This is a genomic window from Streptomyces sp. NPDC021012 (assembly GCF_044333355.1).
GTDB lineage: Bacteria > Actinomycetota > Actinomycetes > Streptomycetales > Streptomycetaceae > Streptomyces.
In genome coordinates this window covers 189,905-214,546 of the sequence record NZ_JBIRQU010000012.1, presented here as the reverse complement: position 1 = coordinate 214,546, position 24,642 = coordinate 189,905, and the positions used below count along the sequence as shown (strand labels likewise).

The following is a 24,642-nucleotide window of genomic DNA, read 5'->3' as shown; positions in this document are numbered from 1 at the left end:
CTCACGCCGGGCGATCGCCCGGCACCTGGGCTGGGGCCTCAACACCGTCCTCCGGTACGCGAACGCCGCACGCTGGCAGGACACCATCCGCGAGAACCTGCCCCGGCCCAGCAGGCTGGACCCCTACAAGCCCTACCTGGAACGACGATTCGCCGAGGGATGCACCAGCGTCACCCGGCTCCACGGCGAGCTGGTCGCCGAACAGGCTCCCGTCACCTACGGCATGGTCCGCGCCTACATCGCCACCTTGCGCGGCGCTCCGTCCGAGGCGCCGCCCCGGCCGCCGACGGTGCGGCAGGTGACCGGCTGGCTCACCCGGCACCCCGCGACCTTGGCCGAGGAAGACCGGGTCGGTCTGAAGGAGGTCCTGGCCCGCTGTCCCGAACTGGACGCGGCCGCCGGACATGTCCGCGACTTCGGCGAGATTCTCACGGGCCGCCTCGGCGCCACACTCCCTGTCTGGATCGACGCGGTCGAAGCCAGCCAGCTCCCCGGTCTCACCGGCTTCGCGCTCCACCTGCTCCGAGATCTCGACGCCGTGACCGCCGGGCTCACTCTCGACTGGAGCTCGGGCAGCGTCGAGGGCGCCGTCAACCGCATCAAGAAGATCAAGCGGCAGCTCTACGGCCGAGCCGGATTCGAACTACTCCGCAAGATGATCCTCCTCCAGTGACGGTCAGGGACGGCTCCCCAAGATCTGTGGCAGACCGACATTTTGAAGGCACCCGCTCATTCAAGCGAGTCGGGTCGGCGGCTTGCGACAGGGCTGTCACAGCTTCGAAGATCGCTTGACCTTGCCCCAGAGGGAAAGGCGACAGTGTCTGAGTCGATCACATGAGCGGGCGGTCTGTGCCTGCTGGTCAGACCAGGACGAAGAGGGGGGAGTTCGCGTGACCGCGACCTGCGTCATTCTCGACATCGGGGGCGTGCTGGAGATCACGCCGGAAACGGGATGGGTGCGACGGTGGGAAGAGCGGCTGGAACTGCCGCTGGGCACTGTCCGCGAACGAATGCACGACGTGTGGCGGGCGGGGAGCGTCGGGAGCATCAGCGAGCGCGAGGTGCACGAACAGGTGGCGGCCCGATTGGGACTCAACGCCCCCCAGGTTGAAGACTTCATGGCTGATCTCTGGACGGAGTATCTAGGGACGCCGAACGAGGAGTTGATCGACTATGTGCGAGGGCTGCGCGGAAACTGCAGGCTGGGCATCCTGAGCAACAGCTTCGTCGGCGCCCGGGAGCGGGAGACGAAGCTGTATCGCTTCGACGAACTGGTGGAGCAGATCGTCTACTCGCACGAAATCGGCATCGAGAAGCCCGACCTGCGGGCCTTTGAGGCCGCATGCGCCAGCTTGGACGTGCGGCCGGAAAACTGCCTGTTCATCGACGATGTCGCAATCAACGTTGAGGCCGCCCAGGCGGCGGGCATGCAGGCGCATCTGTTCGAGGACAACACCCGGACCGTCACGCGCATCGCGGCTCATCTGAAGGGCGGGCCCTTGGCCCCAGGGCGGGTCCCGCTCGGATGACGTCGGCCTGGCCGGTCTTCAGCGGTTGCCGGCCAGGCGTTGAAGCGTCGCCGATGGCCACGCAGAGACGGGGACCTGTGAAGGTCTTCGTCGAATCAAACCGGGCTGGCGGGTTCGCGATCACCCATGCAAATCGAACGACACCGTCACCCGCCGCGACGGCTCCCCAAAATCTGTGCCAGAACCCAAAACTCGTGAACATCACCCGACCGTGGATCGGGGTGCCTCCCAAACCCATGAACAACCGCTGTCGCCACCCGTGAACAAAGCCATCGGACCATTCCCGCGTACGCGGGGATCAGATACCGATTGCTGCCGGGCTCACTGCCGGGATGGGGACATCCCCGCGTAGACGGGGAGCAGGCGTACTCACGGAACCTCTGGCGCCACGAGATGGGACCCTCCCCATGCAGGCGGGGAGCAGCGCGAGCGCCGGCCAGTGCGACAGCCTGCCACGCCATGTAGACACCGCAGCCGCGGTGGGGACCATCCCCCCGGGTGCGGGGAGCAGTGTTCGAGACGATTCCAGCGCCGGTCCATCGTGGGGCCATCCCCGCGGGTGCGGGGAGCAGGAACCGTTGCCCTGCCACGCGGACAGGGTGACAAAACCATCCCCGCAGGCACGGTCAGTACACCCGTCGATACTCACCACCCACTGCAGAACACAGCAACCGAAACGACCGGCCCCACACACAGACGCAGGAGCAGTCCGGGTCGGCCGCCGCCAACACCGGCAACCAAAGACCATCCCCACGGGCACGGGGAGCAGTTGTAGTAGCCGGGGCCGGAGAACCGGGGGCCATCCCCGCAGGTGCGGGGAGCAGCCTCCCTTGCCGTCACCGCCCTCGATATCAGTGGGGCCATCCCCGCGCAGGCAGGGAACAGTCGATTCCCGAAAGTGACCGACTCCGCCGACAGGGAACAACAGGCGTACACGCCGGACAAGCAGGGAGCAGAAAACCTTCTCGACGACGGAGACCTGATTGTCGGGGTCATCCCCGCGCGAACGGGGAGCAGACCTCTACTCGGCCGTACTTGAGGCCTGTCACAGGAACATCCCCGCAGACACGGGTAGCAGGGTGGCTTCGAAGTGGCTTCTGCTCTGGCGGAGGGAACATCCCCCGCAGGCGCGGGGAACAGCCCAGGTAGGCGTCGAGCCGTGCGGAGTTGCCGGGACCATCTCCGTGGGCGCGGGGAGCAGTCCGGGAAGGTCAGCTCGGCGTAGCCCCGGCCAGGGCCATCCCCGCAGACGCGGGGAACAGGTCGTCCACTCGCCCTTCGGGTCGCACGGAACGAGACCATCCCCACATGTGCGGGAAGGAGACACCCTGAACGAGGATGTCCCCGGTAATGCGCGGACCATCCCCGGTGCGGCTATGCCGTGGGATCGAGCGGGACGATCCCCGTGGCCGTGTACAGGCCCGGGACCAGCGACAGGACGGTGACGGGCTCGCCCTCACGAGCCGCCCTCCATGCGATGGCCGCCGCGTGCGCGACCGGCCATTCCACGTCGGGCCATGCCATGGCTTCGGTTGCGTGTTCCGCGGTGAAGGCGACACTCTCGGAGAAACGGAGCCGGGTGGCGTGCTTGCCGGCCCCCGGGGCCCGCCGCTCGGCGGCGAGCGCGGCCAGGGAGGGCACGAGGATGCGTCCGGTGCCGCGGGATGCCTCGATGTACAACCCGGTGAAGAACGGATCCGCCTTGTACAGGGCGATCAGCGCGGAGTGGTCGAGAACCGCGGTCAGATTCACGCGGCCCGGCCCTGATGAGCACGGACCCTCGCCCAAGCGTCCTGCCCGGCCCGCCGGACCTCCTCGGAGAACTCCACGCCCAGCTCCCGCGCCGCCTCAGCCGCGCGCTGCTCCCGCTCGGCCGCGGTCAGCTCCTTCGACGCGAGATCCTCGATCAGATCGGTGATCGTCGTACCGCGTTCCTCCGCCAGCAGCCGCAGCCGGTCACGGACAGCCTCACTGGTCTTAATGCTCGTCGGCTTGCTCATACACCGATTCTACCGCCGGTAGAAACCCGCCGACACCCAAAACCAGCCCACAACAACCGCACCGCACCGCACCGCACCGCACCGCACCAACACCAAGACCAAGACCAAGAACAGCTGCTCCCGCCACCGACCAACGAAACGGAGGGGCTGGGTGATGCTCTGCTTCGAGCTGGGACCCTCCCCGCAGGAGCGGGGAGCAGACTCAGTGACCTGCAGTTTTACCCCACATGCAAAGTCACTTGAACCACTTTCACAGAAACCAGCAAACCAGGCACCGCTCCCCTACGCTGAACCCCCACGGCGCCCTCAGCAGACCAGACCGCCCAAGAGGACCAGTCACGCGAGGGCCGGAAGCAGGCGTAGCACCCCGCCCCCCGAGCGCGGAGGAGGCGGAACGCCGGCCAGGCTGTATGGAGGACCTGCGCCTAAAACGCCCGTGCAGCGTGGGGAGTCGTTGCCGTTGTGTCCGTGTCAGCCGACACGGCCGATATGGATGACCACCACGGTAATAGTGGCCTCGGTGATCTCATACAGGACCCAGTACCGGCCCACGTGCATCCGGCGCAGGTCCGGGGAACCGTACTCGGCGCTGCCCTCCGGACGCGGCTGATCAGCAAGCAGGTCGATGGAGTCCATCAGCTGCTGCAGGCCGTCCGGGTCATCCTTGAGGAACCGTGCGGCCGCGTCGATCGCGGCCTCGTCCCAGACGATCTCGTACGTCACCCACGCTCCAGCCCGAGCCGGGCACGAACCTCGTCATGAGGCACACCGGCACCGGCCTGCCCAGCCGCCTGGCGCTCGCGGTACCGGGCCAGAGCCAGAGCGTCCTCCAGATCGGCAAGCTCCTGAGGATTGATGAGCACAGCCGCCGGCTGACCATGATCGGTGATCGTGATCCGCTCCCGCGCATGAGAAGCACGGCGTACCAGGGACCCGAACCTCGCCCGCGCCTCGGTGATCGGCAAAATCTCACTCATGTACAGAACTGTACACTTCACGCCACTCGACAGCAGCAGAAACAACAGACCCCGGAACCCAACCTGAGGACTACCCCCCCAGGGCGGGGATAGATACCGCTCGCATGGCCCGCGAGCAGGGCTGGCGAACCTTCCCCGCAGGCGCGGGGAACAGCTGTCGACCTCGAAGGCGACGTACTTGGACTGGGGACAATCCCCCGCTGGTGCAGCGAGCAGGCGGTGTCACCGACCTTGAGGGGCGCCGTCGAGGGGCCATCCCCACAAGCGTGGGGAACAGGTGCGGGTCTGCCCGCCAGCCGTGTCGCCCCGGGGATCATCCCCGCCGACACGGGGAGCAGCTCATCGAGATCACCACGGGCAACCTGGTGGTGAGGCTATCCCACGCGGGTGCGGGGAGCAGTCGATGGAGTCCGCAGCGTTGTACGCAATGATGGGACCATCCCCCGCAGATACGGGGAGTAGAACGGGCCGATAATCGGCTTGTTCCTAGTGTCGGGACCATCCCCGCGGGTGCGGAGAGCAGGTGAGGCGGGTCTCGGGGGCGACACCGTCGCGGGGGCCATCCCCGCGGGTGCAGGGAGCAGGCTCGTATTCGGTGCCTTCACAGACCTCGACGGGGGCCATCCCCGCGGACGCGGGGAGCAGGTGCGTGACGCGTGGTGGGTGACCGCAGCGTGGGGACCATCCCCGCGGACGCGGGGAGCAGTGTCCGGTGGTCTGGCGGGCGGCTCGGTCCGAGGGAACACCTCCGCGGGTGCGGGGAACAGCCATGGTACGTGCGGTGGTAAGCAAACCGCAGGCATGGTCAGTGCACCGGCAGCACTCACCGCGCCCCACGCAACACAGCGGCCAGAGCGACCGAAACGCCGACCGTTCCCACGCAGGCGGGGAGCAGGAATTCGGGGGAATTCCTCCGGCTCGGCGCGTGGGATCATCCCCGCGCGAAGGGGGAGCAGATTCCACGACCTGCGCTCCCGTCTCGTGCTGGATGCTCCGAGGGGACCAGCCCCTCCCGAAACCGCCCCGTACCCGTGTAGGGCTCTGTTGGGAGTGGTCGGAGAGTGTTTAGCCGAGGTGAGGGGCGGGGCGGCTCTCCAAGGAGTGCTGAATGCGCAGGCGTTGGGTGTGGTGTATGGGCAGGGAAGCCGGTTCGGCCGGTCCACGAAGCGGAGTTCCGTGCTCTCGTCCGAGATCGCGACGCTGTCCGGGCAGGGGCGGTGCGGTTGTCACTCGCATGGCAGTGGCTGTCGGGCAGCTGCATCGTCTGGCAGGGTTCGGTCATGAACATGCACAGTGTGTTGCTCTATGGGTGCGCGGTGGTGGTCATCGTGTCGGGGTTCCAGCTCCTGGCGATGTTCGCCACGAAGGGCGGCGAGGGGATGTCTCCGCCCCTGGCGTTGCTGCGGGCGTGGCGGCAGCCCGTTCCGAGAGCGGCCGCGGGGCTGGTGGTCGTCATGGTGGTGCTCGGTGTGGTCCAGACGGCTGTCCCTGCCATGATCGATGCGTTCGGGCGGCATCCTCATGGTGAGTGGTGGCGAGCCGTGACCGCCTTGATGGTGCAGTCGTCAGGCTGGTTCCAGCTCCTGTTCAACCTGGCCGCGCTCGCGGTTGTCGCTCCGCTCGCCGAGCGGCAGTTCGGTTCCTGGCGGACGTTGCTGGTCTTCATGGCAAGTGGCGTGGCGGCGCAGGCGGTGAGCATGGGCGGCTGGAGCCTTCAAGGAGGCGGGGACTCCGTGGCGATCTGCGGTCTCGTGGGCGCGCTCGCCACTTGGTACGCGGTGCGCGGCAGCGTCGTCGCCCTGCGGCGGGTGGCTCTCCTCGTCCCCGCCGCGGGTCTTGTCCTTTGCCTTCTTGCCGACAACCACGGCGTGGGCCTTCTTGTCGGCAGCGTGCTGGGGGTCGGACTGGCGATTCCTGCCCGCGCGCCCCTGGCGGTCTGAGTCGGCGTGGCGGCCGGCGGCCGGACAGTCCCCCAGGCCATCCCCGCGCGGGCAGGGGGCAGTGGCGGGCCATCGGCATCCTCTCTCGCCATCCGAACCATCCCCTCAGATGCCGGAAACAGGGATTGAAGGTTCGAAAGGCCCCTCCCCCATACTCGCCATGCCCCTCCCAGCAATGCCCCTCGCCTGGGACAGCGGGCCGAGAGCCTCCCCGACCCGGGCAACACCCACCACAACCCCAGCCACCGGCAACCAGGCACGACGCCCACCGAGGCCGACAGAGAGCACGGCCGTCCCCGCGCAGGTGCGAGGAGCAGTACCGCACGTACAGTGCCATCGCCGCCATCGCCCGAGGCTCGAGCCCATCCCCACGTGAGCGGGGAGCAGCGGCGTACTGGCGGGCCGTCTCGTAGATGCCGGGGCCGTTCCCGCGGGGGCAGGAAGCAGTGCCGCGTTCCCCTGTTCGCGGCCACGCCTGAGGGGCTGTCTCCGCGGGCGCGGGGAGCAGTCCAGGTGGGGTCCTCCCTTTGGGGCGGGCGGGGGGCATCCCTTCCGCATGTGCGGGAGGAGTCCGGGCCGGTGCGGTGCCGGCTCAGGCTCGCAGGACGAGTTGGCCCAGCGCGTGGGGGCAGGTGAGACCGTCCAGGGGCGCAGCGGCGGAGCGTCCTCCAACTGCCTTTGTGGGCAGCGTTCTAGAGATTCGTCGAAGCTGTCACTCTGGCGGATCCGGGGTGCTAGCGTCCTGTCGCGTTCGAGCAGGCAACCGTTATGAGCAAGAGGAGAACGACAGTAGCGTGTCTGAATTAAGGGCCCTGCACGACGAGGGCCTACGCCCTCGATGGGATCCCCGGGAGTCCCCCTGCATCCCGGTACTGACTCTGGAGGACCGGCTTGTCGACCTGAGTCTGGTGGATCTGCTCCACGATGCCGATGACTTGCGGAGCGTGGAAGGCGCCACGCCGGGAGAGAAGATCGCGGTCATCGAGTTCCTGCTGGCCATCTGTTACGCCTCCGGCACGTATCCGAAGTCGGCTGCGCAGTGGCCTGCCTGGGTGGATCAGAAGAACGCTCTCCGGCCTGCCGCCGAGTGGCTCGCTCAGCGCCCCGCAGACGAGGTCTGGGACCTGTTCCATCCCGTGGAGCCGCTGGGGCAGAACTCTCTGCTCGCTCCGTTCCTCGACGAGCACGGGGCGGGACCTGCGCAGCTGGTGATCGAGCGGGTCGGGGATTACAACCAGTTCTTCGACCACCATCATCTGGAGCATCCCAGCCCGCTCCCGGTCGCCCAGGCGTTCCGGGCCATGCTCACCCAGCACGTGTACGGGCCGGCCGGCCGTGCCAGGATCTCCGGCAAGGAGACCCTCGGCGCCACCATCACCAACCTTGCCGCCACCCGCCTCGGCACCCGGATCCGGGTACTCGCGCTCGGGGACAGCCTGGGCGAGACGCTGCGCCTCAATCTGGCTCCGGTTTCCGGGCCCTCCGGACGGCTGAATCGCACCTGGACCTCCGGCATGGAGAGGCGGGGGTTCAAGGCCAAACCGAGCGGCCGTCCGGTCACCGGTCCGGCAGACCTGCACAGCTGTCTCGGTCGGTCGGTCCTGCTCCGTCCGACCCCCTCGGGGGATCATGTGGACCGGGTGCTGCTCGGCGCGGGAGAGCTGCTCTCGCTGACGAAGGAGCACCTGCAGGACGCCGTGTACGCCAAGAGGGCGGACGGCACCAGCAAGCCGCTGTGGGCTTCGGCGACCCGAGCCGTCTGGCGGCAGGCCCATGCCCTCTACGCGGCCGTGGCCGAGGCGCGCTCCGCAGCGGGCGGGAACGACGGGAGCACCCTGTACCGAAGGCTCGCGCTGTTCCCGGCCGAGGACGTCGCTCCCGAGCCCGGCCAGCAGCCCGCGCGACGCATCGAGCTGTGGACCGTCGGGCTCGTGGCCAAACAGACCACGGCCATCGCGTGGGTCGACGGCACTTTCCCGTTCGCCCCCGGCCTGGAGGCCAGGTTGTATCTGGCCTCCTATCGAGGCTCGGACATCGCCGAGTTCGTGGCGAGCGCCCTGTACAAGGCGGCTTACGCGGCCTGGAACGTGGCGTACCCGAATCCCAAACCGGCGGACAAGAACAACCAGATCGCGCGCTTCGACGCCCGCGGTCAGCACTGGGCGGCGACGCGGGAGCCGTTCGATTTGCTGATGGAGGAAACCACCCTGGGAGAGGACGTTCAGGCTTCCCTCCACGAGTACGCGGCCACCGTCGCCACCGCCGCCCGCAGGTTCCTCACCGAATGCCTCGACTCACTGCCCAGGAACTCGCAAGGGGCGAAGACCCGGGCTGCTGCGCTGAGGCGGTTCGACGACGAGCTGACCACGGCGAAGGCCCCGGCCGAACTCCGAGGGGAGACCTCATGACCACCAACGCCGGCGCAGGCGCCGCTACCAGTGAGAGCAGCGCCGCGCTCACGGCGTGGCTCGCCAGTCTCGTCCACAACCACGATTACGCGAGCCTCGCCGAGCTTCGGCGCCCCCGCATCCGGCGGGAGCCCCACTTCCGGGCCCTCTGGTACAGCCCCACCGAAGCCCAGCGCGAGGTCTACGGTCAGGTCGCCTTCCTGTTCGCCGTCTACCACCAGGGGCGGTCGAAGCCCGCCTTCGGTTACGGCAGTCTCGGTGAAGCCGCCCGCCGCATCGGCGGCGGAACCGGACGGGGACCCGACGACCCGGGCGCAGCGCGGCTCGTCGACCGCATCGTGTCCAGTCGCCGCATCCCGTGGCGCCATCTGCAGCACGCCATCGCGCGCCTGCGGGCCTGTGACCAACAGCCCCCCTCCTGGGCCGGACTCGTCGACGACCTGAACCGGTGGCACGACCGCAAGGCCCGTGTGCCCTACGAGTGGGGGGTGGCCTTCCACATGCCTGCCGCCCGGGCTGCCGCCGCCCGCCCCAGCCTCCCGACCGCCGCCGCCTCTCTTCAGAAGGATTCCACCACGTGACCAGCAACGTCTCTTCCACCGGCGGCCAGTTCCTCTCCCTGCACCTCCTGGAGACCCTGGTGGCCGTTCTCCCCGTGCGTGACGAGAACGGGGCGCCCAAGTCGATCGTCTACGGCGGCACCGAACGGCACATGATCACAAGCCAGGCCCGGCGCAGGGCCGAGCGCGTCCACACCCGTGACCGGGCCAACGCCGGCATCGGCGCCCTGGCCGGCCGCAGCACCGGTGTCCGCACCCGCGAGTGGGCGCTGATCACCGCACGCGCCCTCACCTCCGAGTACGGGTGGGAGGCGGACGAAGCCATCCGCACCGCACGCGCCGTCATCGAGGCCACCGGCCTGAAGTTCGGGGACCCCGCCAAGAAGACCGTCGCGAACCTGACCAAGGTGCTGCTGTTCGCCCCCGCGGACGCCGGTACGCGCATTGCCGCTCATATCAACGAGCAGGCCGAGGCAGTCCGGTCCTGGACCGAGGAGTACCTGGCGGTGCAGGCTGCGGCCGCTGCGGCCAAGGGAAAGAAGGGCGCTCGTAAGAGCGCCGGGCAGGACGAGCCGGATGCGGACGAAGCCGCCGAGACCTCCGCGCCCGGTGCCAAGCTGCCCGCAGTGCCGAGCGCGACCCGCGCCGCGGTCCTCACCGCCCTCGCTCCGCGCGACGCCATCGACATCGCCCTGTACGGGCGCTTCCTCGCCGAGATCGCGGACTCGCCCAATGTCGACGGTGCGGTCCAGAGCAGCCACGCCTTCACCGTTCACGAGGCGGAACAGGTCGACGACTTCTACGCCGCCGCCGACGACGCAAAGCTCGACCGCAAGAAGAACGCGCTGGACTTCCTCGATGCGGCGGACGACGCCGGCGCCGGCATGACCGGCTATCAGTCCCTGATCACCGGAACCTTCTACCGGCATGCGGTCCTCGACCGCCTGAAGCTGCGCAGGAACCTGCAGGCGGCCGGGATGACCGCGCAGGAAGCCGAGGAGGCGTCCGTCGCGGCCGAGGCGGAGTTCGTCACCGCATTCGTCGACGCCTTCCCCGAAGCGAAGAAGAACTCGACCGCCTCCACCGGCTCGCTGCCCGCGCTGGTCCTCGCCTTCGAGGGCGAACGCCCGTACAACTACGCGGCCGCCTTCCAGGCCCCCATCGACGAGAACCCCGTGGACAAGGACGGCGAGGGCCCCGCCGGCCCGGCCGCGGTCAAGCGGCTGCTGAAGCATCACGCGTTCGTCAGCCGGCGCCGCCCCGACATCAAAGCCGGACGCGTCCTCACCTATGACCCGCAGATCGACGAACTCCTCGGCACCCTCGAAGACACCGGCGCGATGATCGTGTCCTCCGCCGAGGAGCTGACGGCGTGACCACGCACGTCCTGCTCGTGCGGCTCGCCGCCCCCTTGCAGTCCTGGGGGGTGGCGTCCCGGTTCGCCCACCGCGACAGCCACGTCCGCCCCACCAAGTCGGCGGTCGTCGGCCTGTGCGCAGCAGCCCTCGGCCGGGACCGGACCGACCCGGTGGACGACCTCGCCGCGCTCGTCTTCGGCGTCCGCGCCGACCACCCGGGCACCCCGGTACGCGACTACCACACGGTCGGCGCCGGCAGGTTTCCGCTGCGGCCCCGGGACGTCATCACCGACCACCGGCGTGCCGCGGCCGTCGCCGCGAGCATGGAAGCGGCCAGTGGGCCGAGCTTCGGACACCACGAGCTGGCCGGCTGGTACGGGGCACCGAAGAAGATCACGGCCGACCCCCTCTCCGGGACGCTCGTCTCGGCCGAGCTGTCGCGCACGGCGATGGTCACCGAACGCTGGTACCTGTCGGACGCCGCGTTCGTCGTCGGCCTCCAGCACCAGGACCAGGCGCTGCTGGAGGACATCGCCCATGCCCTGGAGCACCCCAAGCAGCTGCTGTGGCTCGGCAGGAAATCCTGCCCGCCCTCCGGCACCCTGGCCGTCGAGATCCTGCCCGGCACGATCGCCACGGCATTCGCCGCCAAACTCCTGCTCCCCGGCCCCGAAGGACCCGACACCTCGGGCCGGCGCCCCTGGGCGTGGATCCAGGCACCGCCGGGCACCCGCGGTGCGCTGCAGGTGAACGACCAGCCGGTCAGCTTCGATCCCGCCCGCCGGGCTCATGCCACGCGCTGGGAGACCCGTACACGCATCACCATTGCCCCGACCGCGACCGGATGGGACATCATTCCGTGAACAGCGCACGGGCCTCGACGGCCCGCTTCGTCGCCACCCACTCCGTCCTCTCCCTCGACGCCCGCCATCCGCTGGTCGCCAAATCCCTGGTCGATGCCCAGGAGATGCACCGCACCGTCATGAGCGGCTTCCGCGGCTGGGTCGAGGACGGCGACCCGCAGGCACGCGCCCAGATGGGCGTCCTGTCGACATGGTCGGTGGACCTGAGGGCGGCGGCCCTCGTTCTGGTCGTGCAGTCCAGGGTGCCGGGAGACTGGTCCCGGATCCCGCGTGATGCGTTCACCACCGCGCCCCACCTCATCACCGTCGACCGCACCTTCAAAGCCGGCGAAGTCGTCGGCTTCCGTGCGGTCGTCAACCCGACCCGCAGCAGGCCGTCGGGCGGACCCGCCCCGGAGAAGACGCGTGGCACCCGCACCGCGCACACGACACCGGAGCACGTCAAGCGCTGGTTCATCCGCCGCCTCCAGGCCGATGGAGAGGCGGCGAACGCCGAGGACGGCGTCGCCCGCATCGGCGCCACCGCCGACCCCAAGGCGCTGGGCATCCGTATGCTGCCGACGGTCTCCAGTGCCCACCGCAGCAAACCGGTCCGCATCGGCCGCGCCGAGGTCCGCGGCTCCCTCACCGTCACCGACCCGGACACCCTTGTGGGAGTCCTGTCCAACGGCCTGGGTCACGCCCGCGCCTACAGCTGCGGGCTGATACTGACCCGCTGAAGTGGATCTCGGCAGGAAACGTCTGCGGGGGCCGGAGTTGTCTATGGACAACCCCGGCCCCCGCAGCAGGGTGCACCTCCGGCCGGCCCTGTCTTGAGGAACAGCAGCTGCTCCAGGAGACGGACGCCGGTTGGAAAGTCATTCCCGCACATGCGGGAGCCACGGAGCATCTGCTCCTAACGAGGTCCATCCCCGCGCATGCGGGAAGACTCGACAAGGGCCAAAAATAAGCCCATCCGCCCCTCCAGGACCAGGTCCCCAGGTGTTACCGCTTCCCGCCGCGCCGCATCAGGATCGTCAACGTCGCCCGAGCGTCGCGTCGGCGCTGCGGGTTGCGGAAGAGGACCGAGGAGGCCGCCACCGTCACGACGGCACTGGTGTAGGCGAGGCCGGTGGCGGCGGAAAGCGTGGCAGCTTCCTGAAACACGGACTCCAGGACGGTCAGCACGACGGACATGGGGATCCCCTTGGGATGGTCGCCCGGTGGTCTTCTCCACCGGGCTCGGTCCCACAGGTATCCGCCTTCCGTGCCGCTTCCAGAACCGGGCGACGAACCCAAGCGGCTACATAAGTGCAGGTCAGAAGGAAGATGAGAAAAATTCCAGAGAACTGTTCCGCAACGCCCACCTTCGAGGACGACCTCAGGGAGCTGTACGAAGCCGCAGGCGGGAAAGCGCTGACGCTCGGCGAACTGGCTGCGCTCCGCGGGAAGCCGGAAGGCATCGAGAGGAAAGTGGGCATCTCCAGCCTGAGCCCGTGGCTTCGGGGCGAGAGGGTCCCCCGCAAGCCGGAGCACGTGGCCTTCGTACTGCAGGTCCTGATCCCCGAGCTGGAACGCCACGCGGCTCTCCGGTTGCCCGGCTACGCCGGGCTGAAGAAGGGCACCTGGGCGGCACGACTCCGTGCCGCCCAGGACGTCAGCAAGAGGAAACAGGGCGGCAACGGCACCCGGGTCAACGACACGTCTCCGGGGCGGCTGCTGGGCGGGCCGTCACCGGCCCTCAGGGACGTTCTCCCCCGCGAGTTCGTGGGGCGGGAGCGGGAACTGGGCGAACTGACAGAATTCGTGACGGGCCATCGGGATGAAGGCGACTATCTGTGGTACCAGGCGGGGCCTTGGGCGGGGAAGACCGCACTGCTGGCCTGGTTCGCCAGCCGCTACCAGATGCTGGCAGGAGTCGACTTCGCTCACCACTTCGTCTCGGGGCGTCTGGGCACCGATCGCCGTGAAGACTTCATCCGGGTGATCGGCGAGCAGCTGGCGGTCGCATCAGGGAAGCGGCGCCGCCCTCCGCTGGATCCCGGACAGCCGACTCTCGACCCGTGGTACGAAGTGGCAGCGCAGGAGTGCGAGAAACGTGGTCGCCGTCTGGTGCTGATCGTCGACGGGCTCGACGAAGATGCCGACGCCGCACTGGACGGTCACGGAATCGCCGGACTGCTGCCCAAGGCCCCGCCGCACGGCATGCGTGTCATCGTCTCGGGGCGGCCCCACCCGCGCATTCCGACGAAACTGGTGGCCGACCATCCCCTGCGGAACCCCGCCGTCGTTCGGTGGCTGACCGACTCGCCCGACGCACGGATCATCCGCGACACCGCACTGACGGAACTGGACGCACTGCTCGACGATCCCGGCATCGGTCAGCGCCTTCTGGGCCTGCTCGTCTCGGCGCGAGGCGCCCTCAGCGGGGCGGACCTGGGCCATCTCGTCGGCTGCACGCCGCGTGAGGTGAAGAAGAACCTCCGCACAGTGGCCCGGCGTTCCGTGACGCCCACCCGGGCCGATCTCCTTCCCTTGGACGTACGGACCCATGCGGAGGCGGAGGTGGGCAGGCAGACCTTCGTGCTGGCCCATGCCGAACTGCTCGCGGCAGCGGGCGACGAGCTCGGAGAGCCCTTCCTGGACGAATGCGTCGACGACCTGCACCGCTGGGCCCGGCATTGGCAGGAGAAGCAATGGCCCGAGAACACTCCGAACTACCTCCTCACCGGCTACACCCGTCTCGTACAAGAGAAGGCTCCCGACAGGCTCGCGACGCTGGTCCTCGACCCTCGACGTCAGCTCCGGCTCGCCCAGCGGTCCGGGCCCGATGTCGCCCTCCGCGACCTCGATCTACTCACGCCGCCCGGCGCGATCGCGTCCTCGCCGAGCCGGGCCGCAGAGACCGCAATGTCCCGGGAGCTGCTGCTGCCACACGTACGGCCGCTACCCGCACCCGTGGCGCGGGCCGTCGCCCGGCTCGGCGACCCGCGACGGGCCCGTGCTCTGGCAGGTGCGTCGGGAAGCGCCGTCGACAGGGCCCTGAACCTGGCCGACGTGGCGCGCGTACTGCAGGCCGCAGGCGACGAGCAGGCCGCCGACACCGTCCGGGAGGCCGAAAAGTGGGCGCGTACCGCTCTGAGGGAGGCAGGATCCTTCGGCTGGGCCGTCGACGAAGCAGAGGCCGCAGCCGCGCACGTGGCGCTCGTGATGCTGGAGACCGCCCAGGCACCGGGCCACCGTGATGTCCGGGGCACCGCCGGCCGACGAGTTCCAGGGACGGGTGGCGGGCCTGCTTCCGGGGTCTTTGGCCGTCCTGGCAGAAGCAGCGGCTCCCCGCAGCCCGACAGCCTCCGGCAGCATGCGGGGGGCCTCGCTCTGCTGCGTTCCACACGGGGGACGGGTTCGGCCCGCAACGAGGCCTGGGCGCGGGCGGCCCTCCTGCTGACACCGGACCATCCCGAGCAGGCTGAAGAGCTTCTGGCGGAGCTGGAGGACCAAGCTGAGCAGCTCGCCTGCGAGGACCCGGTCGACGGGTCCGCCGCGGCCGGTGCCGTCCAGCTCTGGCAGACGGTGGCCTCCGCGGCCCCCGACCGCGCCGAGCGCCTTCATGCCCGCGTCCTGGCACACGTGAGGGAGGTGTGGGAGGCAGCGCCCACGCTGGAGAATGTCTCCGTGGTCGCGGCTGCGGCCCCGTTCGTGGCGCAGTCCCGGCCGGTGGAGGCCCAGCAACTCGTGGCCGCAGCATGCCGGCAGCTCGAGCACGTCCTGTCCGTGGATCCTGGTCGGCTGTCGGCGGCAGACGCCTTTCATGCCGAGTTCGGTTTCCGGCACACGCTTGCTGTCTTCTCCCAGGCCCTGACCGATGTCGGGGCATCGCCAAAGACCATCGCCCGTGTACGGGAGCTCGGACACCGGTTCCTTCCCTCAGAGTCCGCAGACGAGTCGGGGCACCCCCTTCCCGGCGGGGACGAGGATCACGTCTTCGCCGAAGCCGCCGAAATCGCCGAGCAGGCCTTCCGCCTGGCCGACCGCGGTGCCAACGATGAGGCAGAGCACCATCTGGAGCAGGCTCTGGCTCTCCTGGCCATGTCAGGCCCTGGCAAGGGGCGCGGTCCTGTGTGGCTGCCGGACCTGGCGGGCGCACTCATCCGCACCGACCCGGCTGCCGACGCCGAACCGCTGCTCGACCTGGTGCAGCACCCCACCGACCGGCTGCGCGTACACGCCGCCCTGGCCATGGCCTATGCCGACTGCCACCAGGCGGAGACGGCGCGCCACCATGCACAAGAAGCATCCCGTGCGGCCGCATCCCCCGCCATTTCCGCCACGAACTGGCCTTACGCGGCCCAGGCGCTGGCCTGCGCAGGCGAAGTAGAACCTGTCCTGGACCTCATCGCGCAGCACGGCCGGCCAGACGATGCCGGCAAACGAGCCGCATGGCGAAAGACCGACCGAGCCGCACGCATCGCCATCGCCACCGACCTCGCCGCGCTCGCCCCTGAAACAGCCGGCGAACTGATCCATCCGCTGCTGAAGCGCCTGGCCGCCACCCGGCACGCAATCCGCAGCCAGGGACTGCTGACCCGCCTGGTCGAACTCCTCCCTGCCGCTGACCGCCTGCCCCCCGAGCAGCGGCAGCTCTTCGACACGGCGTGGGAGGAAGCGCGTGCGCAGGCTACGCGAAGCAGCCCGCAATCCTGGCAACCTGAAGACGTCCTCGTGCAGGCTTTCCTGCGCATCGGGTCCGGAGAAGACCCCGGTCGTCAACTGGACTGGTTGGCACATGACATGGCCAACCGCACCACCGAGCACTTCCCCATCGCCGCACTAGCAGTACTCCACGCGGCCCTGGGCGACACAGTCAGCGCCGAGCGGGTAGCCGCACTACCCGCCGCCCCGCAACACCGAGCGATAGCGCTGACCGCCATGGCATCGCACCTCACCCGCGTCCCGGTCCGTCCCTGTCCTGTCCCCGACCCGAGCGGAGCAGGCCTCTTCACCCGCACCATCCAGCACCTGGCCCTGAAAACAACCCCGGCAACACCTCCCGCCACCCAAGCCGCCGTTAACCCCCTCCGACATGCCCTCACCACTGCCGGCTGGCATCACGCGATCCCGATCCTGCCCCGCCTCGCCCCCGAAGCGGTCACCGCCATCCGCGACATCGCCGTGGTCCACCACCGCGCTTCTGGAGGCGAGGACGTTTGTTGCTGAACGACGAGAACGCCCGTTTCGCAGGGAAGTGATGCTGCCGGGTCTTGGGAGCGCTTGGGGGCTTGTTTCGGGGTGGTCGCTGTGCGGCGCATGGGGGGGTGGGTTGCGGAGCGCCTTGGGCAGAGGGGTGCCAGGGCCGGGTGATGTCGATGTCGGGTTCCTGCCGGACAGGAGGCGTGGGTCGTTGGTTGGCTGACCGCATGATCGCAGCGCGCGTGGACAAGGCCCTGCTCTTCCGCTCCCTCCACGACTCCGCGCGTCCTCTCGCGCTCGCCAACGCCTGGGACGTGGCGAGTGCCCGTGTCATCGAGGCTGCGGGGGCGCCCGTGATCGCCACCACCAGCGCCGGGATCGCGTGGGCGCTCGGTCGTCCCGACGGGGAAGCCCTTTCTCCCGACCGGGTGGTGGACCTGATCGCCCGCGTTGTCGCGGCGGTCGACGTGCCGGTCAGCGCCGACGTCGAAGGCGGATACGCGCAGGACGCGGCCGGCGTGGCCGGCATCGTTGTACGGGTGGTGGAAGCAGGTGCCGTGGGCATCAACGTCGAGGACGGCACTCGTCCACCGGCCGAACTCAGGGCACGGCTGACTGCCGCCCGGGCCGTGGGGGAACGAGCGGGCGTGGCCCTCTTCCTCAACGCCCGTACCGACACGTACCTGTTCGGTCTCGGTGACCCCGCCGCTCGGCTGGAGGACACGGTGGAGCGAGCACGCGGGTATGTGGACGCGGGCGCCGACGGCATCTTCGTGCCCGGTGTCGCCGATCCCGCCACCATCGCGGAACTGGCCTCGCGCATCCCCGTCCCGGTCAACATCATGGCCGGCCCCGGAGCACCGGACGTCGCCGAGCTGGGCCGCCTGGGCGTCGCCCGCGTCAGCCTGGGTCCGGGCGTCGCCCGGACCGCCTACACCGCCGCCCGTCACGCCGCGCAGCGGCTGTACGACACCGGCGACTACCGCCCGCTCGCCGGCGCCATCGCCTTTCCCGAGCTCGACAACCTGTTCCTCGGTCCGCGCTGACCGCGCGAACCGACACGCCGGAAGGGGGCTCCCGGAGCTCGCCCGCCATGTGCGGTGCCGCGAGGAGGCGCTGCTCTCCGCGCCAAGCCGCAGACGCCCCCTCTTTTCTTCATAGCCGCAGTGCCCGGTCTTCGTCGCCCATACAGTGCAGAGGCCCCCCGTAGGCACGGGGAACAGACAGCCTGGGGGAGCTTTCCGCATGATCCGCGAACGGTTGCGCTGCCGCTGCTACGGGGCGGACCGCGTCACCGAGGGCGGTTTCGTGCTCTGCAACCCGGCGAAGACGAGGTCGGTCGGCTGGCTGGAGTCCGCAGCTGACGGGCGGCGGACCAGCCGAGCCTCATGAGCGGCTTCGTTCCCCGAGTGCGAACGAAGCTCGTTCCTGCCACTTCGTGCCGTCGTACACGATGAGTTCCACCGACGAGACGTGGGAGGTGAAGGGGAGGCTGCCTGCCAGGTCGGTCTCGATGTCTTCCAGGACGGCGTCTTCCTGGCCTTGGGCGATGGTCAGGTGCGGCACGATCTCAGTGAACCGGCCCCCGTAGGGCGGGGCCTCGGGCCATCGGTCAGCGATCGCCTCTGTGAGCTGCCGCAGCTGCGTGTCGGGCTCGGGAACGAGATGCGAGACTCCCGGGAGCCGTCCGCATCTTTCGAACCGCAGGTCGAAGGACGGGTGGCTTCCCAGGACGTGCGCGAGGGCGGAGTGGACGAGCGCGTCTGTCCGGCTCTCGTCGAGGAACGGGAAGAGCACGGTGACGTGGGCCGGCACCCCGGCCCGGGCCGAGGGGTCGAGCCGTTCACGCCACCTGCGGACGGCTGGCTCCGCCTCCGGGATCTGGATGATGAGACCCGTCTGGCCTGTATGAAACGCGCTGCTGCTGTCGTCTGCCATGCCACCGCATGATGTCGCCTTCCCCGCGCGCCTCGCGGCCGCTTTCTCTGCTGAACGATCAAGACCGATCCCCGGACAGGCCGACGAGGAGCCCACCGAGAAGGGGTGAGGGCGGGGTTCTGGTACGGATCTTGGGGAGCGGTCGTGGAGGGTGACGGTTTCGTTCGGCTGAAAGGGAGGTGTGCGCGTCCGGTCCGTCAGCGTTCCCGCATTCTGGTCCACCACCAGCCGAACGGCGCCAACTCGGTGTGGTGTGGCTCTGGCAGGGTACGGCGCTGCAGTTCTTCGTCGATGTGTGCGATCAGTCGGCCCAGGTCCCGTTGGGCGCCCGGGGGAAGGTGCCGCATCGCCTGCTCCAGGTCGTCACGGGCATCGTTTATCCCGGGTGGGCAGAACGCGGAGGCGTCCAGGTAGCGGCCGGGTTGTGTGAAGGCCCACTCGATGTGGCGGAGCGCATGGGCGACGGCGTTGGGCCACATCTCCTGGTCTTCGATCCTGCGGATCGCTGCACGGGTCCGCGCGGAGACGCTGTGGACCTTCAGGACCGGGTAGTGCCGTCGTGGGCGCCATCGCTCTGCGCGGACGGCTTTGGGGCGCCTACGCGGCATCGCCCTTTCGGTTCGGCATGGGGCCGTCCTGCCACGGCCGGGTATCTGGCCGCGCTGTCTTTCGCGGGGTCAGATCCAGCGGTAGTTGGAGTCGTCGAGTGCCGGTAGGAGAGCGGCGGCGGCCTCGAGGTCGGCGGCTGGGGTGGCGAGGTCCGCGAGGGGCACGGGCGGGAAGAGGGTGATGTTGTGGGTTTCCTGGCGGCGGAGCCAGACCAGTTCGCCGGCACCGGCGGTGTCGTCGTGTTCCGTCGGGTTCAGGGTCGCTCGGACGTGGTCGCTGATGGTCAGGCGGAAGACCAGGTGGAGTTTGCGGGGAGGGGTGTTTCCCGGGCGGCTGACCATGGCGTCGATCAGCCATGTGAAGCGGGGAGCGGCGTCGGCCTGCTCGATGTCGAGGTTGAGTTCTTCCTTGAGTTCGCGGGCGAGGGCAGCCGGGATCGGTTCGCCTGGATCGACGTTGCCGCCGGGCACGGTGTACTGCTCGGTGCCGTTCTTGGATCGTTTGATGAGGGCGACCTCGTCGCCGTTGTCGATGAGTGCCGCGACGCGGATCTTGATGCGGTGGAAGGGTGTTTCGTCGTGCACGGGGTGGTATGCCCTTCGTCGGTAGCGGTCCCGGTTGCGGGGGGGCGTCGGCTCGCTGATGTGTGGGGTTCAGTCAGTTGGTCGGTTCGGGCATGGGGTGCGGTGCTGTTGTCGGTTCGAGGAGCGACAGCGTCCGCTGTTGTGCGTCGAGGGCGACGTGGATGCCGACCGGCATCGGTAGGTTCGGGCCGGCGTGGCCGAAGTCGACGTTGCCCAGGACGGGGATGTCGCGGTTGCCGAGGACGTCGAGGACGATCTCGGGGAGGGTGGGGGAAGCGCCGGGTTCGAGGCCGTTGATCTGGTGGGGAAGGCCCACGATCATGCCGGAGATCCGGTCGAGGATGCCGCTGTGTCGCATCACCTGCAGATAGCTCCATACGTACGAGGCCAGGCCGCCTGTCTCTTCCCAGAACAGCACCGCGCCGTCGAACCGTTCGGGTGGCAGCGCGAAAGGTGTCGCCTGTGCCAGCACGATGCGGTTGATCACTCCGCCGATCAGCGGGCCTTCGGTGCGGCCGGGGCGCCAGCACTCCCATGAGGGGCTCGTGGGCAGTGTGCCGATCGCCTCGGTGCCGGTCAGCAGGCTGGAGTAGAGCTTCTCGAGTTCCGCTTGGCGGGCGGCGGGCGCGGACTGCCAGTGTCCGCCGAAGCCGGGGACGGCCATGTCGGCGTGGAACCCGACCAGACCCGTGCGGGCGTGGAGTACCAGGTGCAGCAGGGAGATGTCGCTGTAGCCGAGGATCGGTTTGGGGTCGGCTCTGATCGCCTCGATGTCGATCAGGTCGAGGTAGCCGAGCGCCGCCTGGCCGCCGTCGCTGGCGACGATCGCGCGGACCTCGGGATCGCGCAGGAGAGCGTTGAGTTCCCCGGCGATCTCGGCCGGGGTGGCCGCGCTCCACCAGTGGTGGCGTCCTGCTTCGAGCAGTGGAGCCCGCCGCACGCGGAATCCCATTCGCTGGAACACCGCTGCCGTCTGCGCGACGTGGGGGTCGTGGGCGGCCGGCAGTGGGCCGGACAGCGAGGCGATGACGACGAGGTCTCCTGGCCTCAGGGCGCGCGGGCGAAGCAGGTGGGGTGGCGCGGTACCGGTCATGGTGTCAGTGTCGCCGGTGGCGCGGGGAGGGGCATGCGGCTTTCGCCTGCCGGCCGGCCGGTCCGGCGCAGGTGCGGGGAGGAGCGTTCGTGGCCTGTGGCGGTGTGCTGCGGGCGTTCGGCCGGGCCGCTTTCGTGGGGACCGGGGAGCCCGGTGCCTCTCTTTCCTGCGAGGGGTGCAGGACGCGTCCCGTGTCAGGGCGTTGGGGGTTTGCGGGCCAGGAGGCAGGCGTGGGGTCTGTTCGCGCGGCCGCCGGGCTCTTGTTGCAGTTGCGCGGTGATGACGAGCCCGGCCTGTTCCAGCAGGCCGGCCGTGCGGTCCAGGGGCAGGAGGTAGGACTCGTAGGACACCGGACGGCCGTAGCCGTGGGTCGGGCGCAGCCGTTCGTCGCCGACGTAGTCTCCCCAGAGCAGGTGGCCGCCGGGGGCAAGCGTGCGGTGGAACTCGGCGAACACCGCCGGCAGCCACCGCGGGGGTGTGTGGTGGGTGGAGTACCAGGCCAGGATGCCGCCGAGTTCGTCGTTCCTCGTCTCCAGTGCGGTCATCGAGCCCTGGGTGAACCGCAGGTTGGGGTGGGCGTGCCGGGCCAGCTCGATCATCTTCGGTGACAGGTCGACGCCGAAGGCGGACACTCCCAGGCCGGCCAGGTGCGCCGTCACGCGGCCGGGGCCGCACCCCAGGTCGGCGACCGGGCCCCGGTCGGCCGTGCGGACGAGTTCGGCGAACGCCGCCAGCATCGCGCGTGAGAGCGGGTCCATCTCGGCCGGTGGCGGGACGCGTTCGACGTAGTCGGCGGCGACCGTGTCGTACGACTCGCGGACGGCGGTCAGGAAGGAGGGCTCAGCCATGTCGGCGACCCCGGGGAGGTGGCTGGCGGGCTGGGGCGTCGTCTTCGGCTGGTCCGGGCGGTATCCGGCCGTCGCACCGTGCCGGTGGTCGTGTGCGGTCGCGGCACCGGCGGGATCCCGTGACGGCGGCTCGCGTCGGGTCACAGGGCCTGGGGGAAGTCGAAGAGTCTGTTCGGGTCGTAGCGCCGCTTCAGTTCGGTCAGCCGGGCAGCGGCCGGGCCGTAGTAGGCGGAGCGCCAGTTGGTCAGGGTTGCGTCCGTGTAGTTCTGGTAGGCCGCGCCGGAGGCGTGGCGGCGCATCGCGGTGTGGGTGGTGTCCAGCCAGGTGGTCGCCGGGCCGGGGGCGTGGCCGGCGGGCCAGGAGGCGGTGTACTGGGCCAGGAAGCGTGAGGTGCGGTGGACGAAGGCGGTGGCCTGGGGGGAGACGCGGTTGACGGCGCCGCCCAGGGCGGTGAGTGCGATGGAGACGGCGCCGGCGTTGTGGCTGCGTCCGTGGCGTTCGAGCTGGTCGAGCAGGGAGCGGATGGCGGTGGTGTTCAGTGAGTGGTTGAAGAAGTCCGAGCGTGCGGCGTAGGTCTCTCGCTGGAGTACGCCGGTGGGCTGCCGGCCCGGGGTGGTGCCGGGCAGGTGGCACTGGGCGGTGGGTGTCGTCGCGCAGCCCGCGTACATCCGCATGGTGTCGAGGTAGCCGCGGCGGCGCAGGGTGATGCGGGAGGCGGCGCCGGGGCCGCCGGGGCGGTCGGCCAGTCGGTCGACGGCGTTCTGCAGAGCGCCGTAGGTGCCGAGGGAGAAGCAGCTGATGGAGACGGTGGGCGTCCGGCCGGCGACGGCGGACAGGTGCAGTGCCGACCAGATCTCGTCGGGCTGGGCGGGGCCCCATTCCTGCCAGGAGCGCAGGGCGGCGGCGGCCTTGGACCAGGGCCAGGTCATGTGCGCGGTGACGCCGTCGGCGGCCCTGTGGGTGCGGAACCGGAGTTCGGTGACGACGCCGAAGTTTCCGTTTCCCGCGCCGCGCAGTGCCCAGAACAGGTCGGGCTCCCGGTCCTTGGACACCTCCAGGGTCCTGCCGTCGGCGGTGACGATGCGGGCTCCGGTGAGGTTGTCGGAGGTGAGGCCGTAGGCGCGCGAGACCACGCCGTGGCCGCCGCCGAGGGTCAGGCCGGAGATGCCGACGGTGGGGCAGGAGCCGCCGGGGATGGTGACGCCTCGTGCGCCGAGCTGGGTGTAGACGTCGATGAGTTTGGCGCCGGCTCCGATGACGGCGCTGCCGGAGTCGCTGCGGATGGACTTCAGCGCGGAGACGTCGATGACCAGGCGTCCGGTGCCGCTGGACCAGCCGGCGTAGGAGTGGCCGCCGTTGCGGATGGCGACGGGGGTGTGGTTGCGGCGTGCGAAGGCCAGGCACTCGGCGATGTCCGCGGTGTTGGCGACGTAGGCGACGGCGGCGGGGCGCAGCGTGTCGAAGCGGGTGTTGTACAGCTGGCGGGCGGTGGCGTAGTCGGCGTCGCCCGGGCGTATCAGACGGCCCTGGAGGCCCCTGCCGAGTGCGGACCAGTCGGCGGGGCGGGGTGCGGCCGGGGGGCTGCCGGCCGTGGTGGCCGTAGGGGATGTGGGGCCTGGGGGGCGGTGCCCGCCGGGGGTGGTGGTCTTTGCCTGGGTGCTGCCTGGGCCTGCCGTCGAGGCGATGGCCGCTGCCGTGTAGCCGGTACCCGCTGCGAGCAGGGTGCGCCGGTTCATGGCGGCCTCCGTTCACGATGCTCTGCTGTCGCTCAGACAGAGGGCGAATGAGGGGGTGGTGGTTCCCCGTGGTGGGCTTTTGCGTCGGGGCGCGGACGGGCGGGCCCGTGGGGGCGGGGCGGCAGCGGGGGTGGTCGGTGTTCCGTGGCGGTAGGCGGCGGCCGCGGTGTCGGTGAAGGAGCGGATCAGTGGGTGGGTGTCGGCTTCGTTGTGCGCTGCCGCCACCCGGCTGGGCGGCATGGCGGGCAGCGGCACCGCGGTCAGGTCCGCGGGGAGGTCGTGGCCGAGAGGGGCAAGGCCGATGGTGCTGTTCCACGGCACGGCCTGGAGGCGTTCCTGGGCGGCGCGCGCCACGGGGCCCTGGCGTGGTGCGCCGCCGTTCCAGGTGGCTGACGGCGAAGCGGCCGGGCGGTGGGGTGGCGGCGGCGTAGGTTGGGGTCATGGCCGAGGGGTGGCGTAGGGACCGGGTCGGGGCGGCTTTGAGGGGTGAGAACCCGACCGTGTTGCGGCGGCTGGCGGCGGGGTTCGCGGTGATCGGTGATGTGCAGTTCCTGCCGGGGTATTCGGTTCTCCTGGTGGACGAGCCGGGTGTGGAGCGGTTGTCGGATCTGCCGCGCGGGCGGCGGTTGGCGTTCTTGTCCGACATGGATCGGCTCGGTGAGGCGGTCGAGCGGGCCTGCCGGCAACTGGATCCGGCGTTCCGGCGGGTCAATCTGGAGATCCTGGGGAACAAGGACCCGTTCCTGCATGCGCATGTGTGGCCGAGGTTCGCGTGGGAGCCGGCCGAGGTCGCGGGTGCTCCGGTGTGGCGCTATCCCCGCGACCGGTGGAGCGAGGGGCGGTTCGCCCTGGGGCCTCAGCACGATGGGGTGAGGGAGGCGATCGGCCGTGAGCTGGACCGGTTGCGTGCCTGACGGCGGCCGGGGGTACCGGTCGGTGGTGGTGCGGGGGGGTTCACGGACTTTGGGTGCTGCGCGCCGTGGCGGACGGCGTGGTGGGCGGGTCGGCGCGTCCCGCCCCTCGTGGGTAG

22 protein-coding genes and 2 pseudogenes are annotated in these 24,642 nt (G+C 69.8%); 12 read left to right on the top strand and 12 right to left on the bottom strand.

The window, feature by feature from the left end:
* On the top strand, positions 1–673 hold a 673-nt coding region (locus tag ACH4TP_RS32260), incomplete at its 5' end, for a transposase (RefSeq protein WP_398439908.1).
* A 217-nt stretch (positions 674–890) separates the two neighbouring features.
* Positions 891–1,529 carry an HAD family hydrolase gene (locus ACH4TP_RS32255; protein WP_398439907.1) on the top strand — a complete coding sequence of 213 codons (639 nt, stop codon included), beginning with the start codon at positions 891–893 and terminating at the stop codon, positions 1,527–1,529.
* Between the two features lie 1,374 nt (positions 1,530–2,903).
* On the opposite strand, the gene ACH4TP_RS32250 is transcribed toward ACH4TP_RS32255, so the two are convergent.
* From ACH4TP_RS32250 to ACH4TP_RS32230, 5 genes and pseudogenes are all read right to left on the bottom strand, one after another.
* Complete coding sequence (locus ACH4TP_RS32250; RefSeq protein WP_398439906.1) at positions 2,904–3,281, bottom strand: hypothetical protein; 378 nt, start codon at positions 3,279–3,281, stop codon at positions 2,904–2,906.
* Positions 3,278–3,529 (bottom strand): hypothetical protein, encoded by a 252-nt coding sequence (locus ACH4TP_RS32245; RefSeq protein ID WP_389234968.1) that lies wholly within the window; start codon positions 3,527–3,529, stop codon positions 3,278–3,280. The genes ACH4TP_RS32250 and ACH4TP_RS32245 overlap by 4 nt, the downstream gene beginning before the upstream one ends.
* Before the next feature lie 471 nt (positions 3,530–4,000).
* On the bottom strand, positions 4,001–4,252 hold the full coding sequence (locus ACH4TP_RS32240; RefSeq protein WP_398439905.1) for a type II toxin-antitoxin system RelE/ParE family toxin: 252 nt from the start codon (positions 4,250–4,252) through the stop codon (positions 4,001–4,003).
* Positions 4,249–4,506 carry a type II toxin-antitoxin system Phd/YefM family antitoxin gene (locus tag ACH4TP_RS32235; RefSeq protein ID WP_389234959.1) on the bottom strand — a complete coding sequence of 86 codons (258 nt, stop codon included), beginning with the start codon at positions 4,504–4,506 and terminating at the stop codon, positions 4,249–4,251. The genes ACH4TP_RS32240 and ACH4TP_RS32235 overlap by 4 nt, the downstream gene beginning before the upstream one ends.
* 1,065 nt (positions 4,507–5,571) lie before the next feature.
* Positions 5,572–5,699: pseudogene (locus ACH4TP_RS32230) on the bottom strand (DNA mismatch repair protein MutT); the annotation flags it as partial.
* A gap of 87 nt (positions 5,700–5,786) precedes the next feature.
* Here ACH4TP_RS32230 and ACH4TP_RS32225 point away from each other — a divergent pair.
* From ACH4TP_RS32225 to ACH4TP_RS32200, 6 genes are all read left to right on the top strand, one after another.
* Entirely contained in the window at positions 5,787–6,446 is a 660-nt protein-coding gene (locus tag ACH4TP_RS32225; protein ID WP_398439904.1) for a rhomboid family intramembrane serine protease, read from the top strand.
* Positions 6,447–7,240: 794 nt separating this feature from the next.
* Positions 7,241–8,854, top strand: coding sequence for a type I-E CRISPR-associated protein Cse1/CasA (locus tag ACH4TP_RS32220; protein WP_398439914.1), 1,614 nt, complete (start codon positions 7,241–7,243; stop codon positions 8,852–8,854).
* Entirely contained in the window at positions 8,851–9,435 is a 585-nt protein-coding gene (casB, locus tag ACH4TP_RS32215) for a type I-E CRISPR-associated protein Cse2/CasB (protein ID WP_398439903.1), read from the top strand. The genes ACH4TP_RS32220 and casB overlap by 4 nt, the downstream gene beginning before the upstream one ends.
* The gene (locus ACH4TP_RS32210) at positions 9,432–10,790 is read left to right on the top strand and encodes a type I-E CRISPR-associated protein Cas7/Cse4/CasC (RefSeq protein ID WP_398190668.1); all 1,359 of its coding nucleotides are present in this window, start codon (positions 9,432–9,434) and stop codon (positions 10,788–10,790) included. Before casB ends, ACH4TP_RS32210 begins: the two co-directional genes overlap by 4 nt.
* Positions 10,787–11,635, top strand: coding sequence for a type I-E CRISPR-associated protein Cas5/CasD (gene cas5e / locus ACH4TP_RS32205; protein ID WP_398190665.1), 849 nt, complete (start codon positions 10,787–10,789; stop codon positions 11,633–11,635). The genes ACH4TP_RS32210 and cas5e overlap by 4 nt, the downstream gene beginning before the upstream one ends.
* Complete coding sequence (locus ACH4TP_RS32200) at positions 11,632–12,354, top strand: type I-E CRISPR-associated protein Cas6/Cse3/CasE (RefSeq protein WP_398439902.1); 723 nt, start codon at positions 11,632–11,634, stop codon at positions 12,352–12,354. The genes cas5e and ACH4TP_RS32200 overlap by 4 nt, the downstream gene beginning before the upstream one ends.
* 265 nt (positions 12,355–12,619) lie before the next feature.
* Here the strand turns inward: ACH4TP_RS32200 and ACH4TP_RS32195 are convergent, their stop codons facing one another.
* Entirely contained in the window at positions 12,620–12,811 is a 192-nt protein-coding gene (locus tag ACH4TP_RS32195) for a hypothetical protein (protein WP_398190659.1), read from the bottom strand.
* 132 nt (positions 12,812–12,943) lie between these two features.
* Between ACH4TP_RS32195 and ACH4TP_RS32190 the strand changes: the two genes are divergently transcribed.
* The 3 genes from ACH4TP_RS32190 (at position 12,944) to ACH4TP_RS32180 (ending at position 18,196) form a co-directional block, all read left to right on the top strand.
* A complete protein-coding gene (locus tag ACH4TP_RS32190; protein WP_398439901.1) occupies positions 12,944–16,831 on the top strand; it encodes a hypothetical protein in 3,888 nt (1,295 codons plus the stop codon).
* Between the two features lie 200 nt (positions 16,832–17,031).
* The gene (locus ACH4TP_RS32185; RefSeq protein ID WP_398439900.1) at positions 17,032–17,850 is read left to right on the top strand and encodes an isocitrate lyase/phosphoenolpyruvate mutase family protein; all 819 of its coding nucleotides are present in this window, start codon (positions 17,032–17,034) and stop codon (positions 17,848–17,850) included.
* Positions 17,851–18,049: 199 nt separating this feature from the next.
* Positions 18,050–18,196, top strand: a complete 147-nt coding sequence (locus tag ACH4TP_RS32180) for a hypothetical protein (RefSeq protein ID WP_398439899.1) — start codon at positions 18,050–18,052, stop codon at positions 18,194–18,196.
* On the opposite strand, the gene ACH4TP_RS32175 is transcribed toward ACH4TP_RS32180, so the two are convergent.
* The 6 genes and pseudogenes from ACH4TP_RS32175 to ACH4TP_RS32150 form a co-directional block, all read right to left on the bottom strand.
* Entirely contained in the window at positions 18,191–18,742 is a 552-nt protein-coding gene (locus ACH4TP_RS32175) for a 2'-5' RNA ligase family protein (protein ID WP_398439898.1), read from the bottom strand. The two genes, ACH4TP_RS32180 and ACH4TP_RS32175, sit on opposite strands and share 6 nt — an antisense overlap.
* A gap of 677 nt (positions 18,743–19,419) precedes the next feature.
* Positions 19,420–19,935 (bottom strand): NUDIX hydrolase, encoded by a 516-nt coding sequence (locus tag ACH4TP_RS32170; RefSeq protein WP_398190648.1) that lies wholly within the window; start codon positions 19,933–19,935, stop codon positions 19,420–19,422.
* A gap of 73 nt (positions 19,936–20,008) precedes the next feature.
* Positions 20,009–21,028: an LD-carboxypeptidase gene (locus tag ACH4TP_RS32165; RefSeq protein ID WP_398190645.1), complete on the bottom strand. Its 1,020-nt coding sequence runs from the start codon at positions 21,026–21,028 to the stop codon at positions 20,009–20,011.
* 194 nt (positions 21,029–21,222) lie between these two features.
* Positions 21,223–21,876: a class I SAM-dependent methyltransferase gene (locus ACH4TP_RS32160; RefSeq protein ID WP_398439896.1), complete on the bottom strand. Its 654-nt coding sequence runs from the start codon at positions 21,874–21,876 to the stop codon at positions 21,223–21,225.
* Positions 21,877–22,016: 140 nt separating this feature from the next.
* Positions 22,017–23,612: an FAD-binding oxidoreductase gene (locus ACH4TP_RS32155; RefSeq protein WP_398190639.1), complete on the bottom strand. Its 1,596-nt coding sequence runs from the start codon at positions 23,610–23,612 to the stop codon at positions 22,017–22,019.
* A gap of 147 nt (positions 23,613–23,759) precedes the next feature.
* A pseudogene (locus tag ACH4TP_RS32150) lies at positions 23,760–23,996 on the bottom strand (LysR family transcriptional regulator); the annotation flags it as partial.
* Positions 23,997–24,052: 56 nt separating this feature from the next.
* On the opposite strand from ACH4TP_RS32150, the gene ACH4TP_RS32145 reads away from it, so the two are divergent.
* Positions 24,053–24,526 (top strand): diadenosine tetraphosphate hydrolase, encoded by a 474-nt coding sequence (locus ACH4TP_RS32145; RefSeq protein ID WP_398439895.1) that lies wholly within the window; start codon positions 24,053–24,055, stop codon positions 24,524–24,526.
* Positions 24,527–24,642: the final 116 nt, after the last annotated feature.

Coding starts and splice junctions, on each gene's coding strand:
- ACH4TP_RS32190 (WP_398439901.1), top strand. CDS start 12,944: ATGAGAAAAATTCCAGAGAACTGTTCCGCAACGCCCACCTTCGAGGAC.
- ACH4TP_RS32245 (WP_389234968.1), bottom strand. CDS start 3,529: ATGAGCAAGCCGACGAGCATTAAGACCAGTGAGGCTGTCCGTGACCGG.
- ACH4TP_RS32235 (WP_389234959.1), bottom strand. CDS start 4,506: ATGAGTGAGATTTTGCCGATCACCGAGGCGCGGGCGAGGTTCGGGTCC.
- ACH4TP_RS32155 (WP_398190639.1), bottom strand. CDS start 23,612: ATGAACCGGCGCACCCTGCTCGCAGCGGGTACCGGCTACACGGCAGCG.
- casB (WP_398439903.1), top strand. CDS start 8,851: ATGACCACCAACGCCGGCGCAGGCGCCGCTACCAGTGAGAGCAGCGCC.
- ACH4TP_RS32225 (WP_398439904.1), top strand. CDS start 5,787: ATGAACATGCACAGTGTGTTGCTCTATGGGTGCGCGGTGGTGGTCATC.
- ACH4TP_RS32145 (WP_398439895.1), top strand. CDS start 24,053: ATGGCCGAGGGGTGGCGTAGGGACCGGGTCGGGGCGGCTTTGAGGGGT.
- ACH4TP_RS32160 (WP_398439896.1), bottom strand. CDS start 21,876: ATGGCTGAGCCCTCCTTCCTGACCGCCGTCCGCGAGTCGTACGACACG.
- ACH4TP_RS32185 (WP_398439900.1), top strand. CDS start 17,032: ATGATCGCAGCGCGCGTGGACAAGGCCCTGCTCTTCCGCTCCCTCCAC.
- ACH4TP_RS32195 (WP_398190659.1), bottom strand. CDS start 12,811: ATGTCCGTCGTGCTGACCGTCCTGGAGTCCGTGTTTCAGGAAGCTGCC.
- ACH4TP_RS32165 (WP_398190645.1), bottom strand. CDS start 21,028: ATGACCGGTACCGCGCCACCCCACCTGCTTCGCCCGCGCGCCCTGAGG.
- ACH4TP_RS32175 (WP_398439898.1), bottom strand. CDS start 18,742: ATGGCAGACGACAGCAGCAGCGCGTTTCATACAGGCCAGACGGGTCTC.
- ACH4TP_RS32180 (WP_398439899.1), top strand. CDS start 18,050: ATGATCCGCGAACGGTTGCGCTGCCGCTGCTACGGGGCGGACCGCGTC.